Source organism: Paenibacillus sp. EZ-K15 (genome assembly GCF_002573715.1).
In the GTDB taxonomy this organism is placed as follows: Bacteria; Bacillota; Bacilli; order Paenibacillales; family Paenibacillaceae; genus Paenibacillus_AQ.
This window is the reverse complement of the sequence record NZ_PDHM01000013.1, coordinates 1-24,002: the sequence shown is the minus strand read 5'-3', so window position 1 is coordinate 24,002 and position 24,002 is coordinate 1. Positions and strand designations below refer to the sequence as shown.

16 protein-coding genes and 1 pseudogene are annotated in these 24,002 nt (G+C 49.3%); 5 read left to right on the top strand and 12 right to left on the bottom strand.

What is annotated here, in order from left to right; translation table 11 throughout:
* Nucleotides 1–83: 83 nt before the first annotated feature.
* Entirely contained in the window at nt 84–1,886 is a 1,803-nt protein-coding gene (gene pepF / locus CRG97_RS11825) for an oligoendopeptidase F (protein ID WP_098743128.1), read from the bottom strand.
* 558 nt (nt 1,887–2,444) lie between these two features.
* Here pepF and CRG97_RS11820 point away from each other — a divergent pair.
* The 5 genes and pseudogenes from CRG97_RS11820 to CRG97_RS11800 form a co-directional block, all read left to right on the top strand.
* The gene (locus CRG97_RS11820; protein ID WP_098743127.1) at nt 2,445–4,412 is read left to right on the top strand and encodes an endonuclease MutS2; all 1,968 of its coding nucleotides are present in this window, start codon (nt 2,445–2,447) and stop codon (nt 4,410–4,412) included.
* A 67-nt stretch (nt 4,413–4,479) separates the two neighbouring features.
* Nucleotides 4,480–4,998: a GNAT family N-acetyltransferase gene (locus tag CRG97_RS11815; protein ID WP_098743126.1), complete on the top strand. Its 519-nt coding sequence runs from the start codon at nt 4,480–4,482 to the stop codon at nt 4,996–4,998.
* A gap of 124 nt (nt 4,999–5,122) precedes the next feature.
* Complete coding sequence (locus CRG97_RS11810) at nt 5,123–5,986, top strand: class I SAM-dependent methyltransferase (protein ID WP_098743125.1); 864 nt, start codon at nt 5,123–5,125, stop codon at nt 5,984–5,986.
* Nucleotides 5,987–5,990: 4 nt separating this feature from the next.
* On the top strand, nt 5,991–6,710 hold the full coding sequence (locus CRG97_RS11805; protein ID WP_098743124.1) for an RluA family pseudouridine synthase: 720 nt from the start codon (nt 5,991–5,993) through the stop codon (nt 6,708–6,710).
* Nucleotides 6,711–6,827: 117 nt separating this feature from the next.
* A pseudogene (locus CRG97_RS11800) lies at nt 6,828–7,664 on the top strand (fibronectin type III domain-containing protein); the annotation flags it as partial.
* 155 nt (nt 7,665–7,819) lie between these two features.
* Here CRG97_RS11800 and CRG97_RS11795 read toward each other — a convergent pair.
* From CRG97_RS11795 to CRG97_RS11745, 11 genes are all read right to left on the bottom strand, one after another.
* Nucleotides 7,820–8,251 carry a MarR family transcriptional regulator gene (locus CRG97_RS11795; RefSeq protein WP_098743123.1) on the bottom strand — a complete coding sequence of 144 codons (432 nt, stop codon included), beginning with the start codon at nt 8,249–8,251 and terminating at the stop codon, nt 7,820–7,822.
* A gap of 415 nt (nt 8,252–8,666) precedes the next feature.
* On the bottom strand, nt 8,667–11,126 hold the full coding sequence (gene gyrA / locus CRG97_RS11790; protein ID WP_098743122.1) for a DNA gyrase subunit A: 2,460 nt from the start codon (nt 11,124–11,126) through the stop codon (nt 8,667–8,669).
* A gap of 11 nt (nt 11,127–11,137) precedes the next feature.
* A complete protein-coding gene (gene parE, locus CRG97_RS11785; protein ID WP_098743121.1) occupies nt 11,138–13,117 on the bottom strand; it encodes a DNA topoisomerase IV subunit B in 1,980 nt (659 codons plus the stop codon).
* Nucleotides 13,118–13,232: 115 nt separating this feature from the next.
* Nucleotides 13,233–14,222, bottom strand: coding sequence for an ABC transporter permease (locus CRG97_RS11780; protein WP_098743120.1), 990 nt, complete (start codon nt 14,220–14,222; stop codon nt 13,233–13,235).
* Nucleotides 14,215–15,183 carry an ABC transporter ATP-binding protein gene (locus tag CRG97_RS11775; RefSeq protein ID WP_098743119.1) on the bottom strand — a complete coding sequence of 323 codons (969 nt, stop codon included), beginning with the start codon at nt 15,181–15,183 and terminating at the stop codon, nt 14,215–14,217. Before CRG97_RS11775 ends, CRG97_RS11780 begins: the two co-directional genes overlap by 8 nt.
* A gap of 36 nt (nt 15,184–15,219) precedes the next feature.
* Complete coding sequence (locus CRG97_RS11770; RefSeq protein WP_098743118.1) at nt 15,220–16,071, bottom strand: GDSL-type esterase/lipase family protein; 852 nt, start codon at nt 16,069–16,071, stop codon at nt 15,220–15,222.
* 147 nt (nt 16,072–16,218) lie between these two features.
* A complete protein-coding gene (locus CRG97_RS11765; protein ID WP_098743117.1) occupies nt 16,219–16,962 on the bottom strand; it encodes a CAP domain-containing protein in 744 nt (247 codons plus the stop codon).
* Between the two features lie 359 nt (nt 16,963–17,321).
* Nucleotides 17,322–17,783: a GNAT family N-acetyltransferase gene (locus CRG97_RS11760; RefSeq protein ID WP_053493894.1), complete on the bottom strand. Its 462-nt coding sequence runs from the start codon at nt 17,781–17,783 to the stop codon at nt 17,322–17,324.
* 141 nt (nt 17,784–17,924) lie between these two features.
* A complete protein-coding gene (locus CRG97_RS11755; RefSeq protein ID WP_098743116.1) occupies nt 17,925–19,790 on the bottom strand; it encodes an ABC transporter ATP-binding protein in 1,866 nt (621 codons plus the stop codon).
* On the bottom strand, nt 19,787–21,565 hold the full coding sequence (locus CRG97_RS11750) for an ABC transporter ATP-binding protein (protein ID WP_098743115.1): 1,779 nt from the start codon (nt 21,563–21,565) through the stop codon (nt 19,787–19,789). The genes CRG97_RS11755 and CRG97_RS11750 overlap by 4 nt, the downstream gene beginning before the upstream one ends.
* 527 nt (nt 21,566–22,092) lie before the next feature.
* The coding region (locus CRG97_RS11745) for a dynamin family protein (RefSeq protein ID WP_202618911.1) at nt 22,093–24,002 on the bottom strand (1,910 nt) is incomplete at its 5' end.

Genomic DNA, 24,002 nt, shown 5'->3' with positions numbered 1-24,002 from the left:
GTCTCCAATATCCTCCACAAACAAAAGGGTGATCTTCAGCAAATGAGCTGTTGACCACCCTTTTCTCATATATTCAAATGATACTATTCCTCGTACAGGGACTCCAATTCGTCAATTAATGAGCCAACATAAGCTACCGCTTTGGAGATTGGTTCGGAAGTGGACATATCGACTCCCGCCATAGCCATTAATTCCAGCGGACTCTTGCTGCCTCCGGCTTTAAGGACTTGGAGCCAGCGGTCTACAGCCGGTTGTCCTTCCTCGCGAATCAATTGTGCTGCAGCTGTTGATGCGGTCAGTCCTGCGGCATAAGTATATGGATAAAGACCCATATAATAATGCGGTTGCCGCATCCAGGTAAGCTTCGCTCCTTCATCGAGCTCGACCGCGTCACCCCAGAAATCGGATAGCACGGCACCTTTTAGCTCAGATAGCTTATCTGCGGTAATCGGCTCGTCAGCCATGGCATGGCGGTATACCCGTCGCTGCATTTCCGCTTCCAGAAGGTGAGTCACGTAGTTATGGTAATACGTGCTCAGAAGCTGAAGAATAACAGAGCGCCGCATCCGCTTATCCTCGGATTGACTAAGCAAGTGATCCGCCAGCAGCAGCTCGTTCATCGTTGAAGGCGCTTCGATAAAATACAAGGAAGGACGCGCATTGGTGATACGCTGATGGTTAGCAGCCAGCATCAAATGACCGGCATGCCCGACTTCATGCGCTAACGTGAAGGCATTGCGCATATTGTCCGCCCATGCCATCAGGATATAAGAATGTACTCCGTATACGGAGGAACAGAACGCTCCTGTAGATTTGCCAATATTATCGGCATAATCCACCCAGCGCTTGGAGAACGTGGATTTAACGATCTCGCCGTATTCAGGACCCAGAATCGACAAAGCACTGGAAATTGTGGAGCAAGCTTCTTCATAAGTGACGCTTGGATTGAAATCCGTATCCATCGGCGCTTTCAAATCGCAGAACAGCATTTGATCCAGCCCAAGCACACGCTTCTTCAGCTTCATAAGTCTCCGCATATGCGGAGCTAACTCCGTCAGAATTGTATCATGGATATTGTTGTACATCTCCATCGTCACTTGCTGCGGCTTCAGCAGCATGTCCGTTACGGAATCATACCCGCGTAGCCGAGACATCACCACTTGCTTCTTCACTTCGGTAGCGTAAGCCTCTGCAAAGGTATGGCGCGATCCCTGCAGTGACTTCGTGAAGGAAGCATAGGCTTCGCGTCGAAGCTGCGTATCCTCGGACATTTCGTAAGAATTCTCGTACAGACGGAACGAGACCGGTTTGGTTACGTCATTTACTTGAATATCGTCAAAGGTCATATCCGACAGCTTGCTGCGCAAGTAGATGCGGTAAGGGGACCCGAGCACCTCTCCTAGCGATGCTAGCACGCTCTCCGTCTCAGGGCTCAAGCGGTGAGGCTTGGTTTCCAGCAACAATTTCAAGCTTCGGGCATAAGGAACAAGCCCTTCTTCCTTCGTTATGTAATGTTCGATGGCTCCATCTTCGAGATCCAGCAGCTCCGATACAATAAACGTCAGAGAGGATTGGATGCGTGAGAGAACATCGCCCGTTTTGGCCGAATTCGCCAAGTTAGCCGGGTTGGTTCCGTCCTCCGATTGCCGTAATCTGGCATACGCTCCAACTTTGCTGATGCTTTCCATCAAAGCTTCCTGTTCATTCAAGCATTCCAGAAGAACAGATGCACCCTCTCCCAGCCTACCTTTGAATCGTGTCAATTGAGCAGCTTGCGATTCAAGCGCTTTTAACCCCGCTTCGAATTCTTCTTGCGAGACAAACAAATCATCCAGATTCCAGGTTGCCTCGATTGGAACCTCACTTCGTGTCAGCAACTTCCCCATGGATACAACTCCTCTCGTGTCTTTTACTCTCGTGATTGACGACAGCATTTACTAATGAATAGCAACTGCATAACAATTCCATCATATCACAGTTTTTCAAGGGACCGTATCCGCTTTTCGGCCTTGACTTGGGACCATATTTATGGATATAGTTGTTCTATACTCTTATCAAAAGGAGAGATTTTGATGTCGGTGGTCGTTCTTAACTAACCAAATTTCATATGGATCGAAATGTAAAATTTTGGGCATTCCCTGTGTTGGGATATGTTTATTTTTTGATGGATTTTCATTTCATCCGTTGAATTAGTTAAGAACTGCGGATATCAATTGAAGCCCCTTTAGGGTTTATTCAGATATGATATGGTCATCCGTGCTGAGTTCAGCACGGATTTTTTGGGTCTCCCCTCTTTTATGCAAAAGGGTTATTTGGAGCTGTCCCATAACGCCATGCCATCGGAATAACGGTCTATGGGCGGAAAGCGAACCTTAGTAGTTCGCTTTCCGCCCTTTTTTGCATTGTATGCCATCCATTTTATAGTCAAAAGGAGAATGAAGCCCATGAAACCATTCGCATTAAACAAATTGGAGTACGAGAGAATACGTACCGAGCTTGAACGCTTTGCCGTATCGTATCTGGGAGTCGAGCATATTCGGAAGATGGCCCCCCTCACCCAGATGAAAGCCATCCGCAATAAACTGAATGAAACGGAAGAAGCCAAAACCCTGCTCCATACCGGAGCTAGCGTCCCTATTCCTTCACTGGAGGGAATTGAAATGATCCTGGATTTGCTCGGCACCGGCTATGTGCTATCTGAGCGTGATTTCGGGAATATGGTCCAATATCTGAGAAGCTGCCGCCAGCTCATTCAATACATGAATGCCAAGAACGACATTGCTCCATTGATCAGTTCCTACGCCTCTTCCATGCATGAACTGCGTCCGCTTCTGTCCGAAATCGAACGGAGCATTCACGGCGGTCGTGTTGTGGACAGCGCCAGCAAAGATCTGGCCAAAATCCGCAAAAAAATCATCGTAACCGAGGAACGGATCAAGCGTAAGCTTGACAGTCTGATGAGCCGTTACAAAGGAATCATGCAAGAGCATGTCATCAGCAAGCGCGGAGGACGTTACGTGCTGCCCATCAAGAAGGAGCACCGTAAATCCGTGAATGGCTCGATTCTGGATGAATCGGCCAGCGGACAGACGGTATTCATCGAGCCTTCCGACATGCAGGGACTTCAGATGGAATTAACTCTCCTGCACGCCGATGAAGTTCGTGAAGAAACAAAGGTGTTGAGTGATTTGACCGAACTTGCCGAGCAATATCAATTCGAGCTGAGAACCAATGCCGACATTGTTGGAATCTACGATTACATCATAGCCAGAGGCAAATACGCCATATCCATCGGCGGGCGCAATGTGAGCCTGAACCAGGAAGGGTTCATCCATCTAAAATCCGCGGTGCATCCTTTAATCGGCTCCACAATGGTACCGCTGGACTTCACCATCGGGAAGCGGTACAAAACTTTGATCATTACAGGACCTAACACCGGCGGCAAAACTTCAGCGCTCAAGACGGTTGGACTCATTACGGTTATGGTTCAATCCGGTCTGCTGGTTCCTGTAGCGGATGGCAGCCATTGCGCCATCTTTGACGAGGTTTCCGTCGATATCGGAGACGGACAGAGCTTGGAGCATGCCCTCAGCACGTTCTCTGCACATATACGCAACATCCGCGACATTTTGCAGACGGCTAGCCGGTCCACGCTGGTACTGCTCGATGAGATGGCGTCCGGAACGGACCCTGGTGAAGGCGTAGGATTGTCGATCGCCATTTTGGAGGAATTGAGTCAACGTCAAGCAACGGTTGTGGTCACCACCCATTTTACCGAAATCAAAAATTTTGCCGAGCGCACAGCCGGCTTTGAGAATGCCCGCATGGAATTTGACGCCGACACACTTGAGCCGCTCTATCGTCTGCGGATCGGTGAAGCCGGCCACAGTTATGCCTTTGTCATTGCCGCGAAGCTGGGTATTCCGGAGTCGATTATAACCAGATCGCGTGAAATCACGGAAGCGGGGGCTGCAAGAGGCGACATGGTCCTTAGACATGATGTTCGCACAGAGCCCGAAGCATGGACAGAAGAAGCGAGTCCGGTAGAACACGTTACCTTACCGACAAGCGAACAGGATGAGCTAATGAATGTTCAAGATCATGTAGATGAAGATCAAGATTCTCCCTCTTCCCTCTATCAACTTGGCGATCGTGTCTATGTGCCTTATTTGAAACGAAGCGGAACCGTGTATGAAACCATGGACGGTAGAGGAAATATCGGTGTTATGATTCAGAAGGACCGACTGAGGATTAACCATAAACGGCTGAAGCCTTATATTGCCGCCATGGATCTTTACCCGGAGGATTATAATCTTGATATCGTTTTTGAGAGCAAAGAGAACCTGAAGAAGCGTAAACTGATGAACCGCAAGCACGTTGAAGGACTGCAGATTGAAACGAAGCCGGAGTAACGAAGCTCTTGGGATGAGTCGCAGGATATCTATAAAGAATACACAGGATTTGCGAGGAGAGATCACGATGAACATACGTACAGAAACCATAAACTATCATGAGAAGGTCCAGGACCTTCTCACTCAGGCTTTTCCCGGAAAGGAAGAAGCGCTTCTAGTACAACGGCTGCGGGAAGACAAAGCCTTTCAACGGGAATTGTCAATCGTTGCAGAAGAAGATGGGATCATCAAGGGACATATTATGTTCAGCCAGGCCAGCCTTGTTGACGGCATTCATAGCCATTACGTGGCTGCGCTTGGGCCACTGGCCGTGCTTCCGGATTATCAACGTCAAGGGATCGGCGGAATTTTGATTGAAGAAGGCAAACGGCGGTGCCTCTCGCATGGCTATCCCCTTGTTTTTCTATTCGGCCATCCGGCGTATTATCCCCGTTACGGCTTTGTGCAGGCCAGAACCTATGGCATCGACATAACTCAATTCACGGTTTCCGATGAAGTGTTCATGGTTGCCGAGCTTCAGCCAGGCGCACTCGACCACCTGCATGGCGAATTCCGTTTCCACACCGCATTCGAAGATTTGGGGTAAGCCGAGCTTCAAAGTCCATATCATCCGAATAGGTTTAGTCAAGCCGGGCAATCCTTGGTGGCATTCAGCTTCTGATATGTTGTACAATAAAGTCTAAATGACTATTTGAAGGATGGTTTTCAACATGTATGTAGCTCAGGATTGGCAAGATTACGAGGTCATCGATACCGGAGGCGGGGAGAAGCTAGAACGCTGGGGCGACGTGATTCTCAGACGTCCGGATCCGCAGATCATATGGCCGATTGAACGTGAAGATGGACAATGGCGCAGTGTTCACGGACACTATCACCGCAGTTCGTCCGGCGGCGGGCAATGGGACATGAAAAAGCAGCTTCCGGACCGGTGGACCATCTCATACGACCAATTAAAATTTCATATTCGACCAACCAATTTTAAACATACCGGTTTGTTTCCGGAGCAGGCAGCCAACTGGCGCTGGATGATGGATAAGATCGCCTCAGCCGGACGTCCGGTCAGCGTGCTTAACCTGTTCGCCTATACTGGAGGAGCAACCGTCGCGGCCGCCTCGGCCGGAGCTCAGGTTGTCCATGTGGACGCTGCCAAGGGGATGGTTCAATGGGCCAAGGAAAATGCGGCATTGTCCGGCCTCGCCGACCGTCCTATCCGTTATATCACGGATGATGTATTTAAATTCGTACAACGAGAGCAGCGTCGGGGGAACAAATACGACGCGATCATTATGGACCCTCCATCTTATGGCCGCGGACCAAGTGGAGAAACGTGGAAGCTTGAACAAAGCTTGTACCCATTTCTCGAAAGCTGCATGAGCATCGTATCGGATAATCCGCTGTTTATGCTGATTAACTCCTATACAACCGGCATCTCCCCTACCGTTCTGAATAACATGCTGACCATGACCATGAAGCCGAAATACGGCGGTATCATCAGTGCGGGTGAAATCGGATTGCCGATTACCCGCTCCGGTATGAACCTGCCATGCGGCATCCTGGGTCGCTGGGAGTCCTGATTCGATGAGCAAGCGGGAACCAGCAGCATATCCGGTAGTGCCGATACTTTTCGAGGATAATCATGTGTTAGGTGTAACCAAGCCAGTAAACATCCCCTCCCAGGAGGATGCTACCGGCGATCCCGACATGCTGACCATTCTGAAACAGGATATCAAGGAGCGCTATAATAAACCGGGCAATGTATTTTTGGGGTTGGTGCACCGTCTGGACCGTCCGGTTGGCGGAGCTATGGTCTTTGCCAAGACCTCCAAAGCCGCATCCCGATTATCGGAAGCCGTCCGCAATCGCAGCTTCCGCAAGCAGTATGTAGCGGTCGTTCACGGGATTCCTTCGAAAACCTCAGGTCGGCTCGTAAATATGCTGTATAAAGATGTGAAAACCAACACCGTCCATGTCACCTCTAAAGGTACCGACGGGGCCAAGGAGGCCATTCTGGATTACACCGTGCTCCAAACGGCGGAAGGCTTCAGCCTCGTCCTGATCGAGCTGCACACGGGCAGGCCGCACCAAATCCGTGTACAGCTGAGCCATGCGGGACATCCGCTGTTCGGAGATCAGAAGTATGGAAGCAAGGTGAACAAAGCCGGGCAGCAGATTGCCTTATGGTCCGTATTGGTCGGATTTCCGCACCCCGTTACCAAAGAGGAAATCGCCATCCGTTCCATGCCGGCATCCGTCTATCCCTGGAGTCTCTTCTCCATGGACAAGCTGGAGGCCACATAACGGTTCTATACAATAGTACTCAAAAAAAACGAAATCCATCCTTGGATTTCGTTTTTTTATGCCTCTGTTTCACTGTGGCAAATATTGTAATATATTATCCCTTTACTTTTATCAAAGAAAAAAGGCTGGGATTCCAGCAAACCCCTCGCCGTATGGGAAATCGCCGATACAGGCAACGCCTTCTATAACGTTATCGATGTCAACCTGAATAATGGCAGCGGAAATCAGGATACGCAAGCTCCAACCATACCAGGTAATTTGAGAACTACTGGCGTAACGAGCAGCAGTATTTCGCTCTCTTGGAACGCTTCCACGGATAATGTGGGGGTAACCGGTTATGAAATCTATCAGGGCTCCAATCTAGTAACTACCGTATCGGGCTCGACCTTGAGCTACACCGTAAACGGTCTGCAAGCAGGAATATCCTATAACTTTACGGTAAAAGCACGCGATGCAGCTGGCAATGTTTCACCGGCGAGCAGTCCGATCACAGCGAGCACATCAAATCCTGTTCCGGACACGGAAGCTCCGACGGCCCCTGCCAACTTGCGATCTGTCAGTTTTACTTCAACCAGTGTATCACTAGCCTGGAACAATGCCACGGATAACGTCGGGGTAAGCGACTATGAAGTTTATCGTGGGACAACGCTGGTGACCACGGTATCCGGCAGCACGCTTTCCTACACGGTCAGCGGGTTAACGCCAAACACAGCCTATAACTTCACCGTTAAAGCTCGTGATGCGGCTGGCAACGTCTCCCCTGCAAGCAATGAGCTGCAGGTCACCACGGCGGACGGCTCCACACCGGAAACTCCGGCCTGGGCACCTAACACTTCATACCAGCAGGGAGCTTTAGTCACATTTGGAGGCAATACCGATGAGTGCCGCCAAGCCCACACATCCCTACCTGGTTGGGAACCCTCCAACGTCGCGGCTTTGTGGTTGCTTAAGTAATCCCATTACGTCTTGTGAACATTCGAAATCGTGGTGTGACCATGATCTTGATGTTCAATAGAATGAAGATATGTAATAGCCCCCAAGGTAGCTGCCGTATGCAGTCCCCCAGGGGGCTTCTCTACGTTTGCAACGTCAACGTTAGCTTCAAGAACTTACGCCTCAACCAGAACTTCCTTTGGAGCTGTATTAATCTTTCCTAATAGATAGATAAGCAGCTGTTGATTATGCGAGGATATACGATTCAGAATTTGGGAAAGGTACTCATCCCTAACCTGTAATCCGCGCGTATATTCCTCTCGCCCTTTATAGGATATCGTCACCCAGACGATCCGTCTGTCATTTTCGTCCCGTTCCCGTTTGATCAATCCATTCTTCTCCATCCGGTCCAATAGCATCGTCACGGCTGCCGGACTTGTAGCCAGGTAAGGAATGAAATCGGAAGGTTTCATTCGCTTCTGCTCAGCAAGCACCTCCAGCACCATCAATTGCGATTCCGTCAATGTTGGTGCTAATCCAGCTTCCATATGGAGCTTATAATCCTTTGCCAGCTTGGACCACACCTTGGCGAATTCGGCAGTATGCATGTTTATCCCGTCCCTTCAATTATGTCTGTCATGATCAAACATCGGATACCATCCGTGGATGTTGCACTGTACTACGATGAATGGATTTCGTTTGAACCCAAGTCATGATTCCATAATAGTTTATAGGATTAACTTTTCGCGGGGGACCTCCTAATATCCTTCTTTTTTCGTTAAAAAATATAATTTCCAACCAAGCGACAAAACCCGCCAGCCCTTATATGACGGCGTTTTTCAAGGTTCACCTTACTTCGACATGGACGGGCATATGTCAAATAGTATAAATAACTGTTCAAATATTACGCAAACGCAAAATATAGCAAAAGCACCTCGACAAATATCATCGAAGGTGCTTTTCATCCATCTATCTTACCCAAACTTGAAACTACCTAAACGAAGGATGTTCATTCATTCTCGTTTAACTTTCTTTGCCTAACTCCGCATGCGGAAGACTTACCACATCGACAATCTGTCCTTGCTTGCCAACATCGGCAAGCAGCTTGCCTATCGATTTACGTTCCGCGATCGGAACTTTCTCCGTCTGAATCAGATAAGCTTGCCCGTCTTCGCTATACGCCATAATCTGCAGCGGTTCACGGCAATAGAAAGCACCAACTATGGCGCTGCCGTTAGGCTTCACCCGCTTGCCTTCCTTAAACTCGAACGTAGCCATTCCTTTTCCGCCGCGGCTTTGCGTCTGGTAATCCAACACCAAGCTGCGCTTACCATAGCCACGATCCGTGATGGTTAAAATTTCACCCTCATCGTTCTCCACCCATAACGCTGCAACGACTTCATCCCCGTCACGGAGTGTGATTCCCCGGACCCCGCCGGATACGCGTCCCATGGCGTTGACTTCCTGCTCATTAAACCGGATGCTCATCCCTTCTTTCGAGATCAGCACAATATCTTTACTGCTATCACTTACGACGACCTGGATAATGCTGTCTTCCGCAGCAACCTTGGCTGCCGCAACAGCGCCAGCCCGCTTGGTGACATACTCCTTGAGTTCTGTGCGCTTCACCTGACCTTTGCGGCTGACGAACACAAGGGATTTGCCCTCTTCTTCAAAGTTCGAAACCGGAATGACCGATACGATGTGATCCTCTTTCGGCACCTGAATCACGTTCACGATGGCCGTACCGGCATCTTTCCATTTGTATTCCGGAATCTGGTGAACCGGTAATAAGAAATACTGTCCACGGCTCGTGAATATGAGCAGATTCTCCAGAGTATTGACTTCAAACAGTCGGGTGATGTAATCCCCTTCCTTAACGCCTGAGCTTTCCAGCTCACCGCCGCTTCGGGTGAAGGATAACATGCTGGTACGCTTAATATAGCCTTCATTAGACAGAGTTACGAGCACGTCCTCGGCGTTAACCAGCACTTCCAGATTAACCTTGATCTCTTCCACTTCTTCCTGAATGACCGAACGCCGGTCGATGCCGTACTTCTCGCGAATTTCAAGCAGCTCTTTGCGAATGACGGCAATCAGTTTCTTATCGCTGTCCAGTATCGCACGCAAGCCCTCGATTTTCTTCGTCAACTCATCCAGCTCTTTTTGCAGCGAATGAATTTCAAGGTTCGTAAGGCGGTATAATTGCAAAGTCAATATGGAATCGGCTTGTCGCTCCGTGAAACCAAACATCCATTGCAGATTGTTCTGGGCATCCTGGCGATTCTTGGACGCTTTGATCGCCGCAATGACCTCATCCAGGATATTTAAAGCCTTCACCAGGCCTTCCAATACATGCGCCCGATCCTCTGCTTTCTCCAGTTCGTACTGCGTCCGGTGCGTGACGACTTCACGCTGATGCTCTATATAGGCGGATAACATGTCTTTAAGCCCCAGCTGTTGAGGGGTTTTATTCACGATCGCAACCATATTGAAGTTGTACGTAACTTGCAGATCGGTCTTCTTGAACAAATAAGCAAGAATCCCGTTTGCGTCGGCATCCTTCTTCAGCTCAACGACGATGCGAAGTCCTTCCCGTCCACTCTCATCGCGAACCTCGGCGATGCCCTCGACCTTTTTCTCCAGTCGTATGTTCTCCATAGCGGTAACAAGCCGGGACTTAACAACCTGGTAAGGAATTTCCGTGATGACAATCTGCTGCTTGCCGCCGCGAAGCGATTCAATATCCGTCTTCGACCGCAGATAAACGCGGCCTTTGCCTGTCCGATAGGCATCCAAAATGCCTTCGCCGCCCATAATGATTCCACTGGTCGGGAAGTCCGGACCTTTGATAAAGGTCATAATCTCGGCCAGCTCAATCTCCGGCTTCTGCATGACAGCAATACAAGCATCGATCACTTCCCGCAGATTGTGAGGCGGGATTTCAGTAGCGAAGCCTGCGGAAATCCCGCTAGCTCCGTTCACTAGCAGGTTTGGGTACCGTGAAGGCAGCACAACCGGTTCCTTAGCCGTGTTATCAAAATTATCCTTAAACAGCACGGTCCGCTTCTCGATATCCCGAAGCAGCTCCATGGCAATCCGCGACAATCTGGCCTCGGTATAACGCATCGCTGCTGCAGGATCATCGTCCTGGGAACCCCAGTTTCCGTGACCGTCTACAAGCACATGCCCCATCTTCCAAGGCTGAGCCATCCGAACCATACCTTCATAAATCGAAGAATCCCCGTGCGGATGGTAATTACCCATGACATCCCCGACCGTTTTCGCCGATTTACGATATGGTTTATCCGGTGTGTTACCCGAATCGTACATGGCATAAAGAATACGACGCTGAACGGGCTTCAGGCCGTCACGGACGTCCGGGATTGCCCGGTCCTGAATAATATACTTGGAATACCGGCCAAATCGGTCACCTACGACCTCTTCCAGATAAGCCGGTAAAAATTGCTCCGATAAACTCATTCCTTCACCTTCTATTCCTCAAACTCCGCGAAGTTGACATTTTCTACAATCCACCGCTTGCGAGGGTCTACTTTATCCCCCATCAGCGTAGACACACGACGCTCCGCTTTGGCAGCATCATCGATTTGTACCTGCAGCAATGTCCGTGTTTCCGGGTTCATCGTCGTTTCCCATAATTGCTCCGGGTTCATCTCGCCCAATCCTTTGTAACGCTGAAGCTCATAGTTCTTGAATTCCTTCAAGTAATTAGCCAGCTGCCCTTCTGTCCAAGCATACCGTACCGTCTCCAGCTTTCCGGACTTGCTTGCGATTTTATATAGTGGAGGCTGCGCAAGATAGACGCGGCCTTCATCAATCAGCGGTTTCATGTACCTGTAGAAGAACGTAAGCAGCAGCACCTGAATGTGAGCGCCATCCGTATCCGCATCGGTCATGATGATAATTTTCGAATAATTGCTGTCCCCGGCGGTGAACTCCGTACCGATTCCTGCGCCGATCGCCGCTACAATTGCACGGTATTCATCATTCTTCAGGATGTCAGCCAGCTTCGATTTTTCCGGATTCATCGGTTTCCCTTTAAGAGGCAGTATAGCCTGGATTTTCGAATCCCGTCCCTGCTTCGCAGAGCCGCCAGCGGAATCCCCTTCAACAATAAACAATTCGGTTCTCGTAAAATCCTTGGACTGCGCCGGCGTCAGCTTGCCGCCCAGATTGGAGCTTTCGCTGCGCTTCTTGCCGGTGCGCATCTCATCTCTTGCTTTACGGGCCGCTTCACGCGCTTTGGAAGCCTGAATGGCCTTCTTTAACAGCGTTTGTGCGATCTGCGGATTCTCCTCGAGGAAGATTTGCATCTTCTCCGTGACAATGCTGTCAACCGCGCTGCGCGCAGAGGCGCTTCCCAGCTGGTCCTTGGTCTGGCCGACAAATTCGACCTCAGCCATCTTAACGCTGATGACGGTCATCATGCCTTCCCGAAGATCATTCCCCTCCAGGTTCTTGTCTTTTTCTTTCAAAAGATTGTTCTTGCGGGCATAATCATTCATGACACGGGTATAAGCTGTCTTAAAACCCGTCTCATGCGTGCCGCCCCCGCGCGTCGGGATGGAGTTAACGAATGAGGCCAGCGTTTCGGTATAGCCTGCATTATACTGAAGGGCAATTTCAACTTCGATATCATCCTTCTCCGCGTAAAAATGGATCACATCATGCAGCACATCCTTGCCTTCATTCAAGAACTGGACGAACTGGCTTGCGCCACCTTCATAGAAAAACTCTTCCCCATTACCGCTGCGCTCGTCTTTCAATACAATCCGAAGCCCGGAGTTCAGGAAGGCAATTTCCTGTAAGCGCTCTGCAAGCGTGTCGTAGTTCAGGTGCGTTCCCGTGGTAAACACGCGTGCATCCGGTTTAAACGTAATCTTCGTCCCGGTTTTATTCGTATTACCAAGCACTTCAAGGCCCGTTACCGGTTCCCCGACATGCTCTTTTCCTTTTTTGTCCTGCCAGTATTCAAACCGTTGGCGGTGAATTTTACCGTCACGATAAATTTCCACCTCCAGCCACTCCGACAGCGCATTGGTCACAGATGCGCCAACGCCGTGAAGACCTCCGGACTTCTTATATCCGGAACCACCGAATTTACCGCCGGCATGCAAAATCGTAAAAACAACCTGCGGGGTGGGGATGCCTGTCTTGTGCATTCCGGTTGGAATACCGCGTCCGTTATCGTATACCGTCGCGGACCCGTCTTTATGCAATGTAATTTCAATTCTCGAGCAGTACTTGGCCAAATGCTCGTCTACGGCGTTGTCCACAATTTCCCATACCAGATGATGCAAGCCTGACGAGCTTGTGCTCCCTATGTACATGCCTGGCCGTTTGCGCACCGCAACGAGGCCTTCGAGCACTTGAATGTCGTCAGCATCGTATCCTGAACGGTTGTTACCGCCGTTCTTCGATGACTCTGCAAACATATCGATCTGTTCGACCATTCATGCTCCTCCTTCAATTTCACGTATCTAGTGTATTTCTATTTCTACATTTCAATATTTTAGAAGAACGCTGTTCTCTAAAAAATGCAAACAAATGTTTCATGCTTTGTCCATTTTAATTCAAGATATCCCTTCTCGTAAAGACACTGAATGAAACAATAACCGCACAAATTGCCCAGAGGGCCAATACGGCAAGGGAAAAATTCAAAGTCATCCCCTCAATTGGCGGCAAATTGCCGGCTAAATAATTGGTCAAATTCAGGTTTACCATGAACAAATATTTCGCGCTGCTCCATGCCGATGCCATATTCGTCAGAATATTTCCGGCAATTAATGCGGCCATCATAATCACAATGCTCGCCGCTGTACTTCGAACCAGCACGGACACCATAAAGGCCAGCATACCGACACATACGCCGACAAACCACACCAATCCGCCCTGCATCAGCAAATACTTCCACTGAGGAACAGCATGAACGCCGGACATATCCACATCAGACCCAACAATTTGGAATCCCGTGAATACCGGTATATCAAACCCCTTGTATCCGAAGGCAAGACCGGAGATCAGATAGGCTATGACAAAGGTGGAAACGACAATAAGAGACGTAAACATGATCAAGGCGATCAGTTTACTCAGCAGCACCTTCCATCGCTTGACTGGCCTTGTCAGCAGCATCTTGATGGTACCGGTCGTCCGTTCGCCGGAGACAATATCCGAAGCGATGGCCATAATGAGCAGCGGGATAAACAAGGATATCGCATTATTCAAAAATTCCCGAGTGAACGTAACCCCGTTTGGTTGATTAGGATTCACATCATGCTGCAAATAATACTGCATTTGCTGAATAAAGATTTGCCTGTATCGTTTCCATTCATCCGGTACCCTGTCACTGCTAAGTGAATTCTCATTATCCGTGATTCGCTGCTGAAGCTCAAGCCGCCAGTCACTGTTGAACTTCTCCCGGCTCCGTTCAGCCGACTTCATCTGGGCATAGGTAAACATGGGAACCAGAACAAGAAGAACGAGCAGGACAACATAGAACCGCTTTCGTTTGATAATTTTGATACACTCGTTCTTGATCAGGGGCAACAGGTTACTCAATGCTCTCACCCTCCGTCATCTGCAGGAACAGCTGCTCCAGCGTAGGATTGATCCGATGAACCTCCCGGACCTGTACTCCAGCGGCAACCAGCCGTTCCACAGCTCTAGACGTGTATGTAGTGCTCATACGAGTCACAATAGCGTCCGAAGACATGCCTGCAAGCAAATTATCGTCGAGCACCTCCTCGGGGCGGTCGACAATTTGGCAATAATCCAGCTTTTGCAATATTCGTTTCCCTTGCACGGCAGGATTCAGATCCCAGATGACATGATCACTGCTGCTAGCAATCAATTCATCGACCTCGCCAACCGCAAGCACTCTTCCGCTGCTGATAATCGCCACGCGATTGCATAGCAGCTGGATTTCGCTCAGCAGATGGCTGGAGACAAAAACAGCCAGTCCTTCTTCGGCTAATTGGTGTATGAACTGCCGCATCTCTTTGATCCCTTTCGGATCAAGACCATTCGTCGGCTCGTCCAAAATGAGCAGCCTCGGTCTGCCGAGCAGGGCCTGGGCTATCCCGAGCCGCTGCCGCATTCCCAGTGAATACGTGCTCACCTTGTCATGAATTCTTCGATCCAATCTCACCGTATCCACAACTTCCTGTATTCGCTGCTGGTCAATGCCGGGCTGCATTCGTGCAAAATGCTCAAGATTTTCCCATCCCGTCATATACGAATACATTTCCGGATTCTCCACGATGGACCCAATATAACGCAGCGCCTGCTCCTGCTGGCGGTTCACATCATAACCGCAGACCTCGATCCTGCCGGAGGACGGTTTAATCAGGTCCACAAGCATGCGGATTGTGGTCGTCTTTCCTGCCCCATTCGGCCCCAGGAACCCGAATATTTCGCCTGCGCGCACGTCGAACGACACATCATGTATAATCCATTTTCGACCGATTTTCTTTTTTACATGCTGGACAGATAGTACGATTTCTTGAGCTTGTTCATTCATCGAGTTCCAACTCCCCATATGACATCCTCATCATGCCTACAGCATACCCTCTACAATTCGATCCGCTATCGCCTGATATCCTGCCCCGTTCGGATGAAAATGGTCCGAGGACAGATACTCACCCAGCTTATGCTGAAACAGATCGAACGTTGGGACCAATGTCATATTGGGATCCCGGTTCACGATCTCCATGACCGCATGATTCCATGCAGAGACCACAATATTGCCGGGTATCAACAAGTCTTCCAAATCAGAAAAAGGATGATACAGACCGATATAAACGATTCGCGCATCCGGATTAATGAGGCGAATTTTCTCCAGAATCGCCTGCAGGCGTTCAGATGCCTGCGGCAATGCAGCCATCAGCTTAGCAGGTTCGAGCTCCAACTCATCGGAATCCGCCGCCCCTTCCATCAGCCCGCTGCCTTGAAAGATATCATTGCCTCCAATCGAAAGCATAATGACATTGGCTTGCTTCAAGGCATACTGTATTCCCTTGTCGTCCAGCTTGGGAAGGAGTCCTTCGGTAGTCATTCCGTTTATGGCCAGATTCGCCAGCAGGCTCGCTGTTCGTCCATCGCCATTTAATTGATCCACGCTTCGGCGGACAAAACCGCTCCCGGTATTGTCCCCCGTTCCCTTGGCCAGTGAATCTCCAATCGCAGCTACCTTTAAATCATTCGGCAAAACCGCTTGTAACGGAGCGCTCTCCGGCTTCTCCGGCGCTGTCTTTTCTTCGGAAGCCTCGGATCCCCCACCAGTCAGCAAGGGCTGTCCTTGCGGATCATTAATATCCTTAAACGCATACACAAAACCGAGAATAAGCACAATCGTTACAATAACCGACACGGAGGCAGTGATTCGCCATATCCATGCAGATGATTTCATGACATTCCCCCTACAAAATTCCTCATGTACATTACCTTAAGACTTCTATTAAAAATTTGCAAATCAAAACACGCAAAGAAGACTGCCCCGGACGCAGTCTTTCGATGCGTGACCGGGGCAGCCCTTTAGATGAAACAAGATAATTGCTTATTCACTGATGAATTCTTGAACCCAATATCCGTTGTAATATCCAACACCGATCTTGGTGAAGTTCGGAGACAGGATATTTTCACGGTGACCTTGGCTATTCATCCAGGAGTTCATGACTTCCTGTGGTGTACGTTGCCCTTTAGCAATATTCTCACCAGCATAGCCGTAAGAAATACCATAAGCTTTCATCATATCAAATGGAGAACCATGCGTCGGGGAAGTGTGGCTGAAATAATTGTTATTACTCATATCCTTCGCTTTATCCAGCGCCACGGTTGTCAGCTTAGCATGGACCGTTAGCGGCTTCAGACCTGCATTCGCACGTTCTTTGTTCACCAATGTGACAACTTCGGAAGCAAAATTCGATTTCTCCGTTGTACCCGCAGATTCGGAAGGTTGGGACGGTGTTGTAGATGGAGTACTGGTCTCAGGCTTACTGGTTTCCGGTTGAGTCGTTTCTGGTTTTGTGATTTCTGGTTTAGTCGTTTCTGGCTTACTGGTTTGCGGAGTCTCAACAGGTTTGTTTGCCTGAGGTTTTTCGGTTTGCGGCTGCTGAACCACCCATTTAAACTGTGATTCTAAGCCTTGGCTCTCCAGGAATTTCTGGATCTTTTGCTGCCAGTTTACATATTCATTGCTCTCAGCAGGTGCAGCAGACGCCGTCGTTGGCAGCATGATACCGACAGCTAGTACAGCAGCGATGCTGCCGCCTGCGATTTTCTTTATCCAATGGTTGTTCATGAATGCTCATCTCCTATGCTCATAGTTGTGAGTTTGCTTGACCGTCCGTTCTAAGATGAATTTCTAGGGTGCTGGACGATCAAACAATAGTTACATTTTTGTAATCTCGTACGAACACATTGTAACATACTTGATACCTCCGGCAATCCTACAATTGTTGGAAAAGCGTCCTTGAATTCCTACCTACCTAATATAAAAGAGCGCCAGTCGGCTCTAGTCCCAGACCATATGTGATGATAGATACCTTATTAAAAGCGATGAATCGTTTCCTATTAACGGTGGTCCTCTAATCGAGTTTCAGGCCAAACAAGAAAAAACCCATCCCAAAAAAATGGGATGGGTTAATGAAAAGACCAAGACTACAGCTTTTTACTAAACTGGTATCCAGCCTTTTCAAATCCAATATGCTCATAAAATGCATGTGCGGGAGCAAGTTCTTCCCGGTTGCCGCTTGTGAGAAACAAGAGGTGGCTACCATGCTGTCTTCCCCATGTCTCTGCACCGCGAATCAATCTTTTGCCAATCCCTTGGCCGCGGCAGCTTGAGGTTACAATAACCGAAGTAATTTGAGTGACCGGTTCGGTCATAGTGAAGGATTTGACTTGACGAAGCATAATCATACCAACAACAACACCATCAACCTCAGCAATCAAATTGCCGTATAATGGATTGTCGTTCATGGCTTCCATCCGTTCCCGCATGACATTCAGCGTGGTCGGATAATTCAGTTCGCGCATCAAGGATGTGACAGCTTCCAAATCATTCTTCTCAAAGTTTCGAATCAGCAGTGCAGGCGCAGATAATACGCTTTCGATGCTCATTATACCCTCATGCTTCCCTTCTTCTATGAATTCTGAGTAAACTCTACTTCTATTTTGTAAGTTTATGAAGAAGATTGCAAGTATCAAGCGACATTTTTTTTACATTTGTGTCGGTTTTGTTAAACCTTTGTTAAGCCGTTTTTACAAAAATCGGTATTGCGCTTCAATTAGCCCATGGTACGTACCCTGCTTCTGCATAAGCTGGCTGTGATTTCCTTCTTCGATGATCTTGCCATGATCCAACACAACGATATGATCGGCATGGCGGATCGTTGACAAACGATGGGCCACGATGAAGGAGGTTCGGCCCTGAAGCAGCACTTTAAGAGCTTCCTGAATTTTCAACTCCGTCTCGGTATCGATACTCGCCGTTGCTTCATCCAGAATCAGAATCCGCGGATCGGCAAGGAGCGCTCTGGCAAAGGACAACAGCTGCCGCTGGCCCATGGACAGCATATTCCCGCGTTCTTCAACCTCCGTATCGTAACCGCCCGGCATCTGGACAATAAATTCATGTGCGCCGACCGCCTTGGCTACATCCTCAATCTCCTCATTGGTCGCATCCAGACGGCCAAACCGGATATTATCCCGAATCGTGCCCGAGAATATGAAGGTATCCTGCAGCACGATCCCAATCTGATTTCGAAGACTTTCAACCGTTACCGATTGGATATCGTATCCGTCGATGGTTAATTTACCTTCGGTAATATCATAGAATCGGCTGAGCAGATTAATGATGGTACTCTTGCCTGATCCGGTATGACCGACCAGCGCAATCGACTGACCTGCCTTCACGTCCAGATTGATGCCTTTGAGAGCCTGGCGTCCTTTTTCATATTCAAACACCACATTCTCCAGCTTGATGTCCCCTTTAATCGTCGGCAATTTCTTCGCCCCAGGCTGATCATCAATGCTCGGCTTCTCGTCAATAAACTCAAAAATACGTTCTGAGGAAGCCATGGCGACAAGCAATTGGTTATACATTTGGCCAAGCCGATTGATCGGCTCCCAGAAGTTCCCTACATATTGGGTGAAGGCAATTAACAGACCGATAGTAAGCTCGCCTTGTTGAATCAGCACGGCACCAAGCCAGAACAAGATCAGTGAACCAAAACCACCGGTAATTTCGATAAGAGGCCCAAACCCTTGGTTCATGGCAGACGCCTTATCCCAGGACTTTTTGCTGTCCAAATTCATGTTGTCAAAGAACTTCATATTCTCTTCTTCTTGGGTGTAAGCTTGGGTCACGCGGATCCCCTGAATCGATTCATTCAAGTGGGAGTTAATCCGCGAGTTCCGAATCCGTACATCCTGCCATGCACGCCGGATGCGTACACGGAGTTTGGTCGAGATGAAGAACATAATCGGTACCGTGACAATAACAGCAAGACCGAGCTTCCAGTTTATTAATAGAAGAATGACCACAATACCTACTAACTGCACGCAGTCGATGATCAGGTTGACAACCCCGTTAGTAAACAAATCCTGCAGGGAGTTAACATCATTCGTAACCCGGACCAGCACAGATCCAGCCGGACGCTTGTCGAAGAAATTAAAGGACAGGCGCTGAATGTGCTGGAACAGATCCGCTCGCAGGTCATAAATGACTCGCTGACCGATGATATTCGTAAACTTGATACGGAATATCCCGGCAACCCATTGAATGATATACATCGCCAGAACCGCTATTGTAATCTGATACAACAAGGTCAGACTTGGATTCCCACTCTTCGGTTCGATGGCCTGGTCAATGGCCAAACTGGTCAAGAACGGAATGGCCAGCTTCGTAATGGTACCGATGACCATCATAAGCCCGATCAAAGGGAGAATCTGTTTCGCGTATGGTTTCATATACGAGATCAGACGTGTCAGCTGCATCCAGTTAAACGGTTTCTCAATTGCATCGTCGTCCTTGTATACAAAACGTTCGTTGGTTTCTTCCGAGGGCTTCCGCGGCCTCGGAATCTTTTGCTTCTTATGCGGTTCAGTATTTACATTGGCGTTCATGCTTGCACCTGCCCTTGCGTACCTCCTGCTTGAGCTTGCTTCGCAATAAGGTCCGCATATTGTATTTTGTATACATCCTGGTAAGGCCCCGGCACAGCAATCAAATCGTTATGCTTGCCGCGCTGCACGACTTTTCCTTCATCCAGAACGAGAATTTCATCCGCATGACGCAAGGAAGAGATACGGTGAGCGATAATAAAAGTCGTTCTGCCGTTCATGACTTCCTGGAAGCCGGACTGAATTTCATGCTCGGTTTCCATATCCACTGCACTGGTGGCATCATCCAGGATCAGGATTTTCGGATCTTTCAGAAGGGCACGTGCAATCGCAATCCTCTGCTTCTGTCCGCCAGAGAGTCCCATCCCCCGTTCACCGACAATGGTATCGTAACCATCCTTCATTTCCATAATAAAGTCATGGGCTTTGGCCAGCTTGGCAACACGGATAATTTCTTCCATGCTAACGTCCTTCATGCCGTAAGAAATATTGTTGCGGATACTGGACGAGAACAAGAAGGTCTCCTGGAAGACCGTGGCAATCTGACTGCGCAAACTCCGGATCTTAATATCATTAATGTTCATGCCGTCTAGTTTGATGCTGCCCTGATTCACATTATAGGCATGCATCAAGAGTTGAATAATGGTCGACTTACCGGACCCCGTTCCCCCAAGCAAACCAATCACGGAGCCAGGACGAGCATCGAGATTAATATCTTTCACTGCTGCCATCTTGTTACCGTAAGCAAAGGTGACATTATCAAATACGACATGGCCCTTCACCTCGTTTGGCACCAAATCTACCGCACGCTCACGGTCTTCGACATCAATCGGCTGATTCAGCAGCTCCAGCACCCGTTCACCCGATGCCTTGGACTGCGTGTAGTTATTAATGTGAAACCCAATCCCCCAAAGCGGGCCGATTATGTACCAGATCAAAGTAAAGAAAGCTGCCAGTTCCCCTACCGTCATGGAGCCTTGGATAACCATCCCTCCGCCGATGGCAAGCAAAATGACGACACTGATATTCGCAAAGAGCTCCATCATCGGGAAGTACCGTGCCCATAGTGAAGAGGCAAAAATCTGGTTAGTTTTGTAACGCTCATTCCGTTCAGAGAATTTCTCCACTTCGTGCGGCTCGCGAGCAAAAGACTTAACGGTACGAACACCCGTAATATTCTCCTGAACCGCGGTCGTCAGCGAACTTAGTGCCAGACGCATTTCCTGGAATGCCGGGTGGATCTTGGATTCGAACTTTAGAGCTGCCACAACCAAAAATGGCATCGCTACCAAAGTTACCAGCGTCAATTGCCAGCTGATGGTAAACATCATGATGGAACCGAAAGTCACCATCAATACCAGATTGAGCAGCTGAGCAAAACCGAAGCCGATAAACATTCGGATCGCTTCCAAATCGCCTGTCAGCCTTGACATCAAATCCCCGGTCCGAGCGGTGTCATAGTAACGGAACGATAGAAATTGCAATTTTTCATAGCAGGCGTTTCGCAATGCGTAAGCCAGGTAGTTACCCAGCCTCCCCCCAAAAAATCCGTGCAAAAACTGCATGAAAGCTTTAAGGATGACCACACCCAGCACAGTGAGCGCCAGCTGCGGTACGATGCCGTAATTCTCCAGCTTGATTGCATCGTCAATCAGCACCTTCAACAGCTGCGGATAGACAAGTCCTAAAGCGGTTGCAATCGCCAGACACAGCATGGAAAGAAAAAGATAACTTCGTTTCTCCCAAAAGAAGCCCTGCAGTTGCCTGAGAACATTCATGTTTATCCTCCTTTGGATTATTTTCGTTCAGGTTATGTAGCATTTATGAAGTTTATCATCGAGCTGAACCCGCGGCAAAGAGGGAAAACCGTCATAAATGAGCCAAAAGGACCTAAAGGGGGCAAATAGTAGAACTTATCTTTGTTTCATAATGAAATCATCGGGAATTCTCATTAATACTAGGGGATATAATCACATTGTCAGTCCCTTCAACCATCAGGCTTCATCCACTCTTTTCGACTTTTTTGAACATGCTTACAAAAGGGTAATATCCTAAGCTGATTTCATCCTAGTCACGAACGTTGTAGCGGATTAAAATACGTCATACCATCCTCTTGACCTTCATCAGCCCGGATAAGCATAGGAAAAAAGGCGCCCCGCCATGATGGCATAGGGAACGCCTTTGGATTGAGGAGTATATGATTGGAGTTCACCTGCATAAAATCGTTATGCGTCTAGGAGCTCCAAACTTCAACATCTATACTATTCGTTATGCATACATGCTCTTGACGGCATAAAATCCGCCATTACTGAGCTGCCTGAATCATAACATCCAGCTCATCTGCCAGCTTACTCCACATCAACGGAGATTGACCGTCCTGCAGCGAACCGAGGATGGCAGCCATGGATTCCTTCAGCTGTTCCTCCAACACCGATCCATGATGCTGCAATGAACGCTCACTCATCCGAACATAGTGGTCCGTCAGCTGCTCTTCCCGAATGCTCACCACACTCGCCACAGCTTCCTTCACCTTCGGCTCTGCCGCTTCACGAAGCTTGGAGCTTCCGCTACCCTCAAAGAAATGTTTCGGGTTCTTAAAGGTCGACCAGAAGGACAACCAATCCCCCTGTATTTGCAATTCCGTTTCTTCCAGCTCCGGCGGTGACCAGTCCTTATCCCGCCGGATAGCAAGAGACAAGCCTTCGCCCATACCGTTGATATCCGCTGCTGCTTTAAGCGCTGCTTCTTCGGTTAATCTGCGACCGGCCATCTCTAATCGAAGCGTTGTTGCCCATAGCTCCTGATCCAGCTCCAAGGATATCGTCCGCATCAAATCACGTCCGCAAGCCGCAAAGGCCGATTTCAGGTGACCTGCATCCTCCCGGAGCACGGAAGGATTAAACGACTCCTGAAAGAAACGGTTCATGGCATAATCCAGCCGCTGCCGTACATGAAACAACAGTTCGCTGCTTTCCTGCGCGATATCGCGGGACATGTTAATCTCCCTCAAAGCCGCAAGGCGGGATAAGGCTTGTTGATGAACCTCTTCCATCTCCACGATTTTACGCTCACGCGTGGTCTCATCCTGGGCTGCCATATCGGCCCATGCCCTGATTCGATCCCTCACCGAAGCCAGTTCATCATAACCCGCGCGCTGGGAAAGCCTTGGCAGCTCTTCAACCGCAAATCGACTAAGCGCTCCTTCGAATACAGGGAACCCCGATTCCTTCAATTTTGCTTCATCCCCATAGAGCTTACTATCCAGCGCTGCCAGACTGGAAACAGGGAAGATATGCGGGCTGCCTACCCCACTGGATGTCAGGTTGGTACGAACATGCTTCACCACCTCATCCAGCTCCTCTTCGGATTGTGCAAGGTCTGCGGCATTGACGATAAAAAACATTTTATCCAGCGCAAAACTGTCTTTAACCCTGCCTAGCTGGGACAGGAATTGCCGATCCGCTTTGGAGAAGGCATGGTTGTAATACGTTACGTATACGATGGCATCCGCATTCTTAATATAATTAAACGTTACGCCCGTATGCCGGGCATGCAGGGAATCGGCTCCAGGCGTATCCACCAGCACGATCCCTTGCTCTGTCATCGGACAGCTGTAATACAGATCAATCCCGTCAACAAAACAGGATTTGGTTTCGTCCGCCACATAACCTCGATATTCCACCAATTCTACTGTTTCTGTCGTACCCAGTTTGGACTCCATCACATTAAAGCCGGCGGCGGCGGCCTTCAGAAACCCGTAATGCGGCAAGCCTGCCGGGTGAATACCGGCCGGATTCAATTCTTCAGCCACGCTTCGCCAATTCCCCAGATTCGGTTCTTGGAGACCCAGCACGCTGAAGGAGTACTTCAGATCGTCCCACCACATATCGAGGCTCTTCATGCGCACGGCTGCGGTACCATGGGATTTCCCTTCAGCCGGTGCCAGAATCCGGTTCACCGCCGCCGTTGTCGGGTGCGGTGACACCGGCAGGACCGACTCGCCAAGCAGTGCATTGGCGAAGGAGGACTTCCCGGCGCTAAACGCGCCGAACAGCGCCAACGTGAACGAGCCGCCCGCAAGCGCATCCGCGCGGGCGGTCAGATCCCGCGCGGCCGAGACAAGCGCGGGATGCGGCGCCAGCAGCGCCGCCGCTGCGCGCAGCTCGGCTGCCGCGGCATCCAGCCGCTGGCGCCGCTGCGGTGCCGCCGCCTGCG

What these genes read in the sequence shown, in the direction of transcription:
- CRG97_RS11815 (WP_098743126.1), top strand. Translation starts at nt 4,480, where the DNA reads ATGAACATACGTACAGAAACCATAAACTATCATGAGAAGGTCCAGGAC.
- CRG97_RS11765 (WP_098743117.1), bottom strand. Translation starts at nt 16,962, where the DNA reads ATGAACAACCATTGGATAAAGAAAATCGCAGGCGGCAGCATCGCTGCT.
- CRG97_RS11775 (WP_098743119.1), bottom strand. Translation starts at nt 15,183, where the DNA reads ATGAATGAACAAGCTCAAGAAATCGTACTATCTGTCCAGCATGTAAAA.
- CRG97_RS11805 (WP_098743124.1), top strand. Translation starts at nt 5,991, where the DNA reads ATGAGCAAGCGGGAACCAGCAGCATATCCGGTAGTGCCGATACTTTTC.
- CRG97_RS11810 (WP_098743125.1), top strand. Translation starts at nt 5,123, where the DNA reads ATGTATGTAGCTCAGGATTGGCAAGATTACGAGGTCATCGATACCGGA.
- CRG97_RS11760 (WP_053493894.1), bottom strand. Translation starts at nt 17,783, where the DNA reads ATGAGCATCGAAAGCGTATTATCTGCGCCTGCACTGCTGATTCGAAAC.
- CRG97_RS11755 (WP_098743116.1), bottom strand. Translation starts at nt 19,790, where the DNA reads ATGAACGCCAATGTAAATACTGAACCGCATAAGAAGCAAAAGATTCCG.
- parE (WP_098743121.1), bottom strand. Translation starts at nt 13,117, where the DNA reads ATGGTCGAACAGATCGATATGTTTGCAGAGTCATCGAAGAACGGCGGT.
- gyrA (WP_098743122.1), bottom strand. Translation starts at nt 11,126, where the DNA reads ATGAGTTTATCGGAGCAATTTTTACCGGCTTATCTGGAAGAGGTCGTA.
- CRG97_RS11820 (WP_098743127.1), top strand. Translation starts at nt 2,445, where the DNA reads ATGAAACCATTCGCATTAAACAAATTGGAGTACGAGAGAATACGTACC.
- CRG97_RS11770 (WP_098743118.1), bottom strand. Translation starts at nt 16,071, where the DNA reads ATGAAATCATCTGCATGGATATGGCGAATCACTGCCTCCGTGTCGGTT.
- CRG97_RS11795 (WP_098743123.1), bottom strand. Translation starts at nt 8,251, where the DNA reads ATGCATACTGCCGAATTCGCCAAGGTGTGGTCCAAGCTGGCAAAGGAT.
- CRG97_RS11750 (WP_098743115.1), bottom strand. Translation starts at nt 21,565, where the DNA reads ATGAATGTTCTCAGGCAACTGCAGGGCTTCTTTTGGGAGAAACGAAGT.
- pepF (WP_098743128.1), bottom strand. Translation starts at nt 1,886, where the DNA reads ATGGGGAAGTTGCTGACACGAAGTGAGGTTCCAATCGAGGCAACCTGG.